Source organism: Actinomycetes bacterium (assembly GCA_036510875.1).
GTDB lineage: Bacteria > Actinomycetota > Actinomycetes > Prado026 > Prado026 > DATCDE01.
In genome coordinates this window covers 1-10,768 of sequence record DATCDE010000043.1, presented here as the reverse complement: position 1 = coordinate 10,768, position 10,768 = coordinate 1, and the positions used below count along the sequence as shown (strand labels likewise).

The following is a 10,768-nucleotide window of genomic DNA, read 5'->3' as shown; positions in this document are numbered from 1 at the left end:
TGCTCGCCACGCCGAGCTGCCCCGTCGAGCGGGCCGAGCGCCCGTGCCCGCCGCGGCCGGTGCCGGGCGCCACCGTCGAGGTCCGCGACGCGAGCGGCCTGGTCTCTGCCACCTCCACGGACGCTGCGGGCCGCTTCTCACTCGTCGTCCCGGGCGGTTCCTACCAGGTGCGGGCCACCAACGCGGGCGGCTACCGCTCAACCGCCGAGCAGCAGGTCCAGGTGGCGCCTGGGGCGGTCGCGTCGGTCCGGCTGGTCGTGGACAGCGGCATCCGCTAGTGGACCCGGCTAACCATCAACTGAACGGACGTCGGTTAGGATGGGGCCCACCCAGCCACCGGCGAAAGGTCCCGTCATGACCGTCTCGAACCCCCAGCGCATCCTCATGGTCGGTGCGGGAGGTGTCGGCTCGGCCGCCGCCCGGATCGCCGTCCGCCGGGACTTCTTCGAGGTCTTCGTGGTCGCCGACTACGACGAGGCCAGGGCCCGGAAGGTCGTGGCCGATGTTGCCGACCCGCGCTTCGTGGCCGCCCGCATCGACGCCTCCAACGCCGAGGACGTCGCGCGGCTGGCCCGCGAGCACCGGGCCACGCACGTGTTCAACGCGGTCGACCCGCGGTTCGTCCTGCCGGTGTTCAACGGCGCGCTCGCCGCCGGCGCCGACTACCTCGACATGGCCATGTCCTTGTCCCACCCGCACTCGAGCGAGCCGTACGCCAAGACCGGCGTGAAGCTCGGCGACGAGCAGTTCGCCGCGGCCCCGGAGTGGGAGCGGAACGGCCGGCTCGCGCTGGTCGGGATCGGTGTGGAGCCGGGCCTGTCCGACGTGTTCGCCCGCTATGCGGCCGACGAGCTGTTCAGCGAGATCGAGGAGCTCGGGGTGCGCGACGGCGCCAACCTGGAGGTCGACGGGTACTCGTTCGCGCCGTCCTTCTCGATCTGGACGACGATCGAGGAGTGTCTCAACCCGCCGGTTGTCTTCGAGAAGGACAAGGGCTGGTACACCGCCCCGCCGTTCTCCGACCCGGAGGTGTTCGATTTCCCCGAGGGCATCGGCCCGGTCGAGTGCGTCAACGTGGAGCACGAGGAGGTCCTGCTCATGCCGCGCTGGGTGGATGCCCAGCGGGTGACCTTCAAGTACGGCCTCGGTGATGAGTTCATCAACGTGCTGCAGGTGCTGCACAAGGTCGGTCTGGACCGCACCGCGAAGGTGTCGGTCGGCGGGGTCGAGGTCTCACCGCGCGACGTTGTGGCCGCGTGTCTGCCCGACCCGGCCGGGCTCGGTGACCGGATGTCCGGCAAGACCTGCGCCGGCACCTGGGTGACCGGCGTGGGCAAGGACGGCCGGCCGCGCGAGGTGTACCTGTACCACGTGGTCGACAACGCCGTGTCGATGGCCGAGTACGGCTCGCAGGCCGTGGTCTGGCAGACCGCGATCAACCCGATCGTGGCGCTGGAGCTGCTGGCCGAGGGCGTCTGGACGGGCACCGGCGTGCTCGGCCCGGAGGCGCTGCCGCCCAAGCCGTTCCTGGACAAGCTGGTCGCCTACGGCTCGCCGTGGGGCATGGAGGAGCGCACGCCCAGCGCCTGACCGCGGTCCAGGACGAGGCACGTGCGGACGACGTTCTCCAGCAGCTCGCAGCGCGCGTGGTCGTCCATGAGCGCCGTGACGAGACCGAACGCGTAGCTGCCGTCAGCGCTGGCGCCGCCGAAGCTGCCGCCGAGACCACCCATCCCGAACCCGGTGTCGTCGACGCCGAAGCCGAGCCCCCAGGCGTTCAGCGAGCCGAACACCGCGTCCACGCCGTTGCACTGAGCGGTGGTTGCCTCGGCCAGCAGGCCCGGGCTGAGCAGCGCCGTCGAGCAGGGCGACGTACAGGCCGGCCACCGCGCGGGCGGTGCCGTGGCCGTTGACCGCGGGCACCTCGGCGGCCCGCCAGGCCGAGCCGTTGACCACCGCCGGGTCCTGTACGCCGGGCGGGTTGCCGATGGCCCTGGGGTACAGCCCGGCCCGCCCGGCCTGGCTGGCCTGCCGGAACTGCTCGTCCAGCCCGACCAGGTCGACGGCCCTGGCCTGCTCGGCCGCGGTCAGCCCCACGTGGAAGTCCAGCCCGTGTGGGCCGCAGACCTCCTCGCGCAGGAACGTCCCGGGACGGCGCCCGTCCACTCGTCGGACGACCTCTCCGAGCAGGTGGCCGTAGAACAGCGCCGACTCGCCGTGCCGGGTGCCCGGCGGCCAGGACGGGTCCTGCTCGGCGAGCAGGGCGCACAGCCCGTCCCAGTCGTAGAGCACCTCCGTCGGCGCCGACTGGTCCAGCACCACCAGTCCGGCCTGGTGGGAGAGCACCTGGCGGACCGTCACCGGGGCCCGAAGCTGCGGCCAGTACCGTTGCTTCGGCGCGTCCAGGTCGACCAGACCGCGGTCCACGAGCAGCAGCAAGCGCCACCGCTGCGAACGGCTTGGACACCGTGTAGGGCATGACCAGGCTGTCCGGCCCGAACGGACGGCGGCGCACGGACGTGACGTCGTCCGCGGCCGCGTCGCCCCACAAGTCGACCACCCAGACGCCGTCCGACCAGGCGGCCAGGCCCACTCCGGGACCGCCGTGCGCCGCCAGCACCTCGGCGAACGCCTCCTGCACCGGCTCGAAGCCCGGCTCGACCCGCCCGCCCACCCGCATGGGTGGCCAGTCTGGCGGCCGGACGCCGCGGCTGTCAGCCCCCGAGGCTGGCGAACGCCTTGTCGAGCACGCCGAGGGCCTCCTCGAGCAGCTGCTCGGGCATGACGAGTGGCGGCAGGAACCGCAGCACGTTGCCGTAGGTGCCCGCGGTCAGCACGAGCACACCCTCGGCGTGGCAGGCCTTCGCGACCGCGGCGGTCGCGGCCGGGTCCGGGTCCTTGGTGCCGGGCTTGACCAGCTCGACGGCGACCATGGCGCCGCGGCCGCGGACGTCGCCGATCACCGGGTAGCGGGACTGCATGTCGGTCAGCGCCGGCAGCATGATCTCGCCGATCCGACGGGCCCTGCTGGACAGGTCCTGCTCCTCGATGGTGCGCATCGCGCCGAGCGCGGCCGCGCAGGCCACCGGGTTGCCGCCGTAGGTGCCGCCGAGGCCCCCACTGTGCACGGAGTCCATGATCTCGGCGCGGCCGGTGACCGCGGCCAGCGGCAGCCCGCCGGCGATGCCCTTGGCGGTGGTGATGATGTCGGGGACGACGCCCTCGTGCTCACAGGCGAACATGTCGCCGGTGCGGGCGAAGCCGGTCTGCACCTCGTCGGCGATGAACACGATGCCGTTCGCCTGGGCGAACTCGGCAAGTCCGGGCAGGAAGCCCTCGGCGGGCACCACGAAACCGCCCTCACCGGCGATCGGCTCGATCAGGATGGCGGCGACCTGGTCGGCCCCGATCTCCTTCTCGATCTTGGAGATGACCTGCTCGAGCGCCTCACGGCCGGCGTTCTCCGGGCCGGTCGGCCAGCGGAACGGGTAGGCCAGCGGCATCCGGTAGATCTCGCCGGCGAACGGCCCGAAGCCCTTCTTGTAGGGCATCGACTTGGCGGTGAGCGCCATGGTCAGGTTGGTGCGGCCGTGGTAGCCGTGCTCGAACACGACGACCGCGTGGCGGCCGGTGTGGTACCGGGCAATCTTGACGGCGTTCTCGACCGCCTCGGCGCCGCTGTTGAACAGCGCGGACTTCTTCGCATGGTCGCCGGGGGTCAGCCGGTTCAGCTGCTCGCAGACCTCCACGTAGCCGCTGTACGGCGTGACCATGAAGCAGGTGTGGGTGAACTTGGCGACCTGCTCCTGGACTCCGGCGACGACGTGCTCGGCGCTGTTGCCGACGCTGACCACCGCGATGCCGGCGCCGAGGTCGATGAGCGAGTTGCCGTCGACGTCCACCAGGACGCCGCCACCGGCCGCCTCGATGAACACCGGCAGGGTGCCGCCCACGCCGCCGGAGACGGCGCTGTCGCGCCGGGCCTGCAGCGCACGGGAGCGCGGGCCGGGGATCTCGGTCACCAGCCGCCGCTCCTGGGGCAGGCTGGGTCCGCCGGTGCTGGTCTCGGTGGTCATGGTCGGCTCGCTTCCTCGACGCGCTGGGATTGCTCCCCAGCCTAGGGAGCCGGGTCGCCGGACGCGCCCTGTCGGCAGGTACAACCGGCGGGCTACCGTTGGACGTCGCGTCCAACGGTCGCGTCCAACGAGCGAAGGGCCATCGATGCCGCCGCCCACGTCCCCGCCGGCCCCGCCCTCGCTGCGTGCCGTGGCGGACCTGCCCGGGCTGGGGCTGCGCCGGCTGGCCGGGCCGGACGGCCGGGACCGCCCGGTCACCTGGGTGGCGGTCTCCGAGCTGGAGGACCCGCGCCCGTTCCTCGAGGGCGGCGAGCTGCTGCTCACGACCGGGATGCGGCTGTCCGACGCGGACGGGCCGGGGCTGCGCGAGTACGTCGGCCGGCTGGTCGAGGCCGGGGTCGCCGGGCTGGGCGTGGGCACCGGGTTGACCCACGACGTCGTCCCGCCGGCGCTGGTGCGGGCGGCCGCCGACGCCGGGCTGCCGCTGCTCGAGGTGCCCGACCGGACGCCGTTCATCGCGGTGGCCAAGGCGGTGTCCGCGCTGCTCGCCGCGGCCGAGTACGAGGCCACCGTGCGGGCGTTCCAGACCCAGCGGGAGCTCACCCGGGTCGCGCTGGGGGAGGGCGCGGCCGGGGTGGTGGGCCGGCTCGCGCGCTACCTGGACGGCTGGGTGGTTCTGCTCGACGAGGGCGGCGCGGTGCTGCACGCGGCTCCTGAGCCGGCCGCTGACCGGGCGCCTGGGCTCGCCGCGGAGGTCTCCGAGCTGGGCCGGCGTGGCCTGCTGGCGTCGTCCGCGCTGGCTGGCGCCGGGGAGCACGTGAGCGTGCAGCCGCTGGGGGCCCGCGGCCGGGTCCGCGGGTTCCTGGCGATGGGCACCGCCGTCCCGCTGGACCGCACCGCGCAGGCGGTGGCCGGCGTCGCCGTCTCGCTGCTGTCGCTCGCGCTGGAGCGAGCGGACCTGCCCGAGGTCGCCGGGGGACTGCGGGCCGCGGCGCTGCGGCTGCTGCTGGCCGGCGCCCGGCCCAGTGACCTGCCGATGGAGGCGCTGGGCTGGTCGGCGCTGACCGGCGGGACGCTGCGGGTGGTCGTGGCGACCGAGCCGGCCTCCGAGCCGCGGACGCTGGTCGGCCGGCTCGGCCGCGGGGTGGCCGCCGACGTGCTGGACGGCGAGCTGGTCGTCGTCGTGGCCGACGACGACGCCGTGCTCAGCGAGCTGGAGGCGGCGCTGGGCACGACGCCCGCGGGGGGCAGCGCGGCGGTGTCCCTGCCGCAGCTGGCGGTGGGGCTCACCCAGGCCCGGCAGGCCCTTGCGGCGGCCCGGACCCCGGGCCTGCGCTGGTACGGGCAGATCGCCGAGGAGGGGATGCTGGCCGCTCTCGACCCGACGGTGGCCCGGGGCGTCGCAGACGCGCTGCTGGCGCCGCTGCAGGGACGCAAGGGCGACCTGGTCGGCTCGGTGCGGGCCTGGCTGGCGCACAACGGCCAGTGGGACGTCGCGGCGGCCGAGCTGGACGTCCACCGGCACACGCTGCGGCACCGGCTGCGCCGGGTCGAGCAGCTGCTCGGCCGGTCCCTCGACGACCCGGACCTGCGCGCCGAGCTGTGGCTGGCCCTGAAGGTGTACCCGGACTCCTGAGCTGTCCACCGCGGACAACGGCTGGGACGGGGCGCCGCCCTACCGTCGTCCGCATGACCGACACGAGCGATGCAGCCGCCACGGCGTTCTGGGTGGCCGGGCGGCCGGCCACCGGCGAGGACACCCTCGAGGTGACCCACCCCTACGACGGCAGCCTCGTGGGCACCGTCTCGGTGCCCACGGCCGACCAGGTCGAGCAGGCCGTGGCCGCCGCCCACGCCGTCCGGGGCGAGGCCGCTCGGCTGTCCGCGGCCGCCAGGGCCACCGCGCTCCAGCACGTCTCGCGCCGGCTCACCGAGCGGTGCGAGGAGGTCGCCCGGCTGATCACCGCCGAGAACGGCAAGCCGCTGCGCTGGGCCCGCGCCGAGGTGGCTCGCGCGGCGTCCACCTTCCGGTGGGCGGCCGAGGAGGCCCGCCGGTTCTCCGGTGAGATGCAGCGGCTGGACACCGAGGTGGGCGCCGAGGGCCGGCTCGGCCTGGTGCGGCGGTTCCCCAAGGGCCCGGTGCTGGGCATCGCGCCGTTCAACTTCCCGCTCAACCTGGTGGCGCACAAGGTCGCACCGGCCATCGCCGTGGGCGCCCCGATCATCGTCAAGCCCGCGCCGGCCACCCCGCTGTCCGCGCTGCTGCTCGGTGAGATCCTGGCCGAGACCGACCTGCCGGCCGGCCTGTGGTCGGTGCTCCCGGTGCCGAACGACGTCATGCCCGCGCTGGTGGCCGACCCGCGGCTGCCGGTCATCTCGTTCACCGGCTCCGAGCCGGTGGGGTACGCCATCCAGGCCGCCGTCCCGCGCAAGCACGTGACGCTGGAGCTGGGCGGCAACGCGGCTGCGGTCGTGTGCGCCGACTACGCCTCGGACGACGACATCGACTGGGCGGCCAGCCGGATCGCCGTGTTCGCGAACTACCAGGCTGGCCAGTCCTGCATCTCGGTGCAGCGGGTCCTCGTCGACTGCGCCGTCCACGACCGGATGCTCGACGCGATCGTGGCGAAGGTCGCGTCGCTCGTTGTGGGCGACCCCTCAGACCCGGACACCGAGGTCGGCCCGCTCGTCTCCGACGACGCCGCCCGACGGGTGGAGGCCTGGGTCGACGAGGCGGTGGCCGCCGGCGCGAAGGTGCTCACCGGCGGCACGAGGGACGGCGCCAGCTTCGCCCCCACCGTGCTGGTCGACGTCCCCGATCACGCCCGCTGCTCCACCGAGGAGGTGTTCGGGCCGGTCATGGTGGTCCGCGCCGTCGACGGGTTCGACGAGGCGGTGGAGCTGGTGAACGACAGCCGGTTCGGCCTGCAGGCCGGCGTGTTCACCCACGACCTGCAGACCGCGTTCCGGGCCCACCGCGACCTGGAGATGGGCGGCGTGGTCATCGGCGACGTGCCGTCGTTCCGGGCCGACCAGATGCCCTACGGCGGCGCCAAGGCGTCCGGTGTGGGCCGTGAGGGGCTGCGCTACGCCATGGCGGATTTCACCTACGAGCGGGTGCTCGTGCTCGCCGGCGTCGACCTGTAGCCCCCCATCCGGGGCTCGCCAGCCGGCTCGACTCGGGCAAAGCGGTCGGACGTGAGCGACAATGGCTCGGTGACCTCCCGCCGCGACGTCGTGCTGCTCGGGTCCACGGGCTCGATCGGCACCCAGGCGGTGGACGTCGTCCGGCGCAACCCGGACCGGTTCCGGGTGGTGGGCCTGGCCGCCGGTGGTGGCTCGCCCGCGAGCGTCGACCTGCTCGCCGAGCAGGCCCTCGAGCTGGACGTCGACGTCGTCGCCGTGGCCAGGCCGACCGTGGCGCGGGACCTGCAGAACGCCCTGTACGCGGCCGCCACGGCGCACGGCTGGGAGCGGGGCATGGCCCGGCTGCCGAAGGTGCTGGCCGGCTCGGACGCCACCGCCGAGCTGGCCGCCTGGCCCGCGGACGTCGTCCTCAACGGGCTGCCCGGCGCGGCCGGGCTGGCCGCCACCCTGGCCGCCCTGGACGCCGGTCACACGCTGGCGCTGGCCAACAAGGAGTCGCTGATCATTGGCGGCCCGCTCGTCAAGCAGCGCGCGAAGCCCGGTCAGATCGTGCCGGTGGACTCCGAGCACTCGGCCCTGGCCCAGTGCCTGCGGTGCGGGCGGGCCGACGAGGTCCGCCGGCTGGTGCTGACCGCGTCCGGCGGTCCGTTCCGCGGGCGCAGCCGGGCCGAGCTGGCCGGCGTGACCCCCGAGCAGGCGCTGGCTCACCCCACCTGGTCGATGGGCCCCCTCGTCACGGTCAACAGCGCCACCCTGGTGAACAAGGGGCTGGAGCTGATCGAGGCGCACCTGCTGTTCGACGTCCCGCTGGACGCCATCGAGGTCGTCGTCCACCCGCAGTCGATCGTGCACTCGATGGTCGAGTTCACCGACGGGTCCACGCTCGCGCAGGCCAGCCCGCCGGACATGCGGCTGCCGATCGCGCTGGGCCTGGGCTGGCCGGACCGGGTCCCAGAGGCGGTGCCGTCCTGTGACTGGACGACGGCCGCGCGCTGGGAGTTCTTCCCGCTGGACGAGGAGGCGTTCCCCGCCGTCGCGCTGGCCAGAGCCGCCGGCCGGGCCGGCGGCGTGGCGCCCGCTGTGTACAACGGAGCCGACGAGGTGGCGGTCGCGGCGTTCCTGGCCGGGGCGCTGCCGTTCACCGGGATCGTGGACACGGTGGCCCGGGTGCTGGAGGAGCACATCACCCGTCCGGTGGCTGCAGGGAACGATCTGACGTTCGACGACGTCATGGAGGCGGACGCGTGGGCCCGTTCCCGCGCCCGTGAGATCACCGTGATGACCGGGAGAGTCACCGCATGACCACCACGATCGGCGTCTTGGCGTTCGTCGTCGCACTGCTCGTCTCGGTGATGATCCACGAGTGGGGCCACTACAAGACGGCGCGGCACTACGGCATGAAGGTGTCGGAGTTCTTCGTCGGGTTCGGACCCCGGCTGTGGTCGGTGCGGCGCGGCGAGACCGAGTACGGCGTCAAGGCCATCCCGGCCGGCGGCTACGTGCGGATCATCGGCATGACCGACCTCGAGCCGGTCGCGCCCGAGGACGAGGCGCGCGCCTTCTACAGGGCACCGGCCCGGCAGCGGGCCGTGGTGCTCTCGGCCGGGTCGTTCATGCACCTGGTGATCGGCTTCGTGCTGCTGCTCGTCGTGTTCGGGATTCTCGGCCGGCCGCAGCTGTCCACCACGGTCGGGTCGGTGTCGACCTGCGTCCCGACCGCCGCTTCGGCCAGCTGTACCGCGGGCGATCCCGCGTCCCCGGCCTCAGCCGCGGGGATCCAGCCGGGCGACGTCCTGGTCTCCTTCAACGGGACGCCGATCACCTCGTGGGAGCAGGCGACGACGCTGATCCGCAGCGCTCCCGGCGAGACCGTGTCGATCGTCGTCAAGCGGGACGGCAACCAGGTCCCCCTCACGGTGACGGTGGCCAGCGTGCAGCGCACGGCCGCCAGCGGCGGGACCACGGCTGTCGGGCTGCTGGGGGTGTCCAGCCAGCTGGTGATGGAGCGCTCGAACCCGCTGGCCGCGGTCGGCCAGGCGTTCAGCGGGATGTGGCAGATCCTCAAGGGCACCGTGCAGGCGCTGTGGAGCCTGCCGCAGAAGGTCGTCGAGCTGTGGCAGACGCTGTTCTCCGACCAGCCCCGCGACCCGAACGGGCTGGTCGGCGTGGTCGGCGCCGCCGACATCAGCGGGCAGCTCGCCGGTGGCGGGGACGGCTACCCGGTCGTAGCGCGGGCCGGCGACATCCTGCTGCTCATCGCCGGGTTCAACCTGTTCGTCGGCGTCTTCAACATGCTGCCGCTGCTGCCGCTGGACGGTGGCCACCTGGCGGTCGTCGGGTACGAGTCGGTGCGTTCCTGGCTGGCCCGCCGGCGCGGCCGCCCCGACCCGGGCCGGGTCGATATGAACAAGCTGATGCCGCTGGCGTACGCCGTGTTCGTGCTGTTCGTCGGGCTCACTGTGCTGCTGGTGACCGCTGACATCGTCAAGCCCGTCCAGCTCTGACCCCTGGGAAGCCATCAGATGAGCGTGAACCTCGGAATGCCGCAGGCTCCGGTGCGGCCGCTCGCACCGCGCCGGGTCTCCCGTCAGCTGCTGCTGAAGCACCCGACGCACCCGGTCGCGGTCGGCGGGGACGCGCCGGTGTCGGTGCAGTCGATGACCACGACGCTGACCGCCGACGTCAACGCCACCCTGCAGCAGATCGCCGAGCTGACGACGGCCGGCTGCCAGGTGGTGCGGGTCGCGGTGCCCAGCCAGGATGACGCGGATGCGCTGCCGGACATCGCCAGGAAGTCCGGCATCCCGGTGATCGCTGACATCCACTTCCAGCCCAAGTACGTGTTCGCCGCGATCGACGCCGGCTGCGCCGGGGTGCGGGTGAACCCGGGCAACATCAAGGCCTTCGACGACAAGGTGGGCGAGATCGCTCGAGCCGCCGCCGACGCCGGGACGCCGATCCGGATCGGCGTCAACGCCGGCTCGCTGGACCCGCGGCTGCTGGCCAAGTACGGCCGGGCCACCCCGCAGGCGCTGGCCGAGTCCGCGCTGTGGGAGGCGTCGCTGTTCGAGGAACACGGCTTCCGCGACCTCAAGATCTCGGTCAAGCACCACGACCCGGTCGTGATGATCCAGGCCTACCGGCTGCTCGCATCGTCCTGCGACTACCCGCTGCATCTGGGCGTCACCGAGGCTGGGCCGGCCTTCCAGGGCACCATCAAGTCCGCGGTGGCCTTCGGCGCGCTGCTGGCCGAGGGCATCGGCGACACCATCCGGGTCTCGCTGTCCGCGCCGCCCGTCGAGGAGGTCAAGGTCGGGCTGCAGATCCTGGAGTCGCTCGGGCTGCGGGAGCGCGGCCTGGAGATCGTGTCCTGCCCGTCCTGCGGGCGGGCGCAGGTCGACGTCTACACCCTCGCCGAGCAGGTGACCGCCGGCCTGGAGGGGTTGAAGGTCCCGCTGCGGGTCGCGGTCATGGGCTGCGTGGTCAACGGGCCGGGAGAGGCCCGCGAGGCCGACCTCGGGGTGGCGTCCGGCAACGGCAAGGGC

The 10,768-nt window shown here is 73.4% G+C and carries 9 protein-coding genes; 7 read left to right on the top strand and 2 right to left on the bottom strand.

The annotated features are described in order from the left end of the window. Together VIM19_02675 and VIM19_02670 are read left to right on the top strand one after the other, a co-directional pair. Positions 1-278: carboxypeptidase-like regulatory domain-containing protein (locus VIM19_02675; GenBank protein ID HEY5183815.1), on the top strand; the 278-nt coding region annotated here is incomplete at its 5' end. A 76-nt stretch (positions 279-354) separates the two neighbouring features. Then, entirely contained in the window at positions 355-1,590 is a 1,236-nt protein-coding gene (locus VIM19_02670) for a saccharopine dehydrogenase C-terminal domain-containing protein (GenBank protein ID HEY5183814.1), read from the top strand. Between the two features lie 102 nt (positions 1,591-1,692). Here the strand turns inward: VIM19_02670 and VIM19_02665 are convergent, their stop codons facing one another. Further along, positions 1,693-2,439, bottom strand: coding sequence for a serine hydrolase domain-containing protein (locus tag VIM19_02665; protein ID HEY5183813.1), 747 nt, complete (start codon positions 2,437-2,439; stop codon positions 1,693-1,695). Positions 2,440-2,714: 275 nt separating this feature from the next. Continuing rightward, positions 2,715-4,076: a 4-aminobutyrate--2-oxoglutarate transaminase gene (gene gabT / locus VIM19_02660; protein ID HEY5183812.1), complete on the bottom strand. Its 1,362-nt coding sequence runs from the start codon at positions 4,074-4,076 to the stop codon at positions 2,715-2,717. A gap of 145 nt (positions 4,077-4,221) precedes the next feature. Between gabT and VIM19_02655 the strand changes: the two genes are divergently transcribed. The 5 genes from VIM19_02655 to ispG form a co-directional block, all read left to right on the top strand. Beyond that, positions 4,222-5,712 (top strand): PucR family transcriptional regulator ligand-binding domain-containing protein, encoded by a 1,491-nt coding sequence (locus VIM19_02655; protein HEY5183811.1) that lies wholly within the window; start codon positions 4,222-4,224, stop codon positions 5,710-5,712. A gap of 53 nt (positions 5,713-5,765) precedes the next feature. Beyond that, positions 5,766-7,223, top strand: coding sequence for an aldehyde dehydrogenase family protein (locus tag VIM19_02650; GenBank protein HEY5183810.1), 1,458 nt, complete (start codon positions 5,766-5,768; stop codon positions 7,221-7,223). Positions 7,224-7,274: 51 nt separating this feature from the next. Then, positions 7,275-8,525 carry a 1-deoxy-D-xylulose-5-phosphate reductoisomerase gene (gene dxr, locus VIM19_02645; GenBank protein ID HEY5183809.1) on the top strand — a complete coding sequence of 417 codons (1,251 nt, stop codon included), beginning with the start codon at positions 7,275-7,277 and terminating at the stop codon, positions 8,523-8,525. Then, positions 8,522-9,727 carry an RIP metalloprotease gene (locus VIM19_02640; GenBank protein HEY5183808.1) on the top strand — a complete coding sequence of 402 codons (1,206 nt, stop codon included), beginning with the start codon at positions 8,522-8,524 and terminating at the stop codon, positions 9,725-9,727. Before dxr ends, VIM19_02640 begins: the two co-directional genes overlap by 4 nt. An 18-nt stretch (positions 9,728-9,745) precedes the next feature. Beyond that, the coding region (gene ispG / locus VIM19_02635; GenBank protein ID HEY5183807.1) for a flavodoxin-dependent (E)-4-hydroxy-3-methylbut-2-enyl-diphosphate synthase at positions 9,746-10,768 on the top strand (1,023 nt) is incomplete at its 3' end.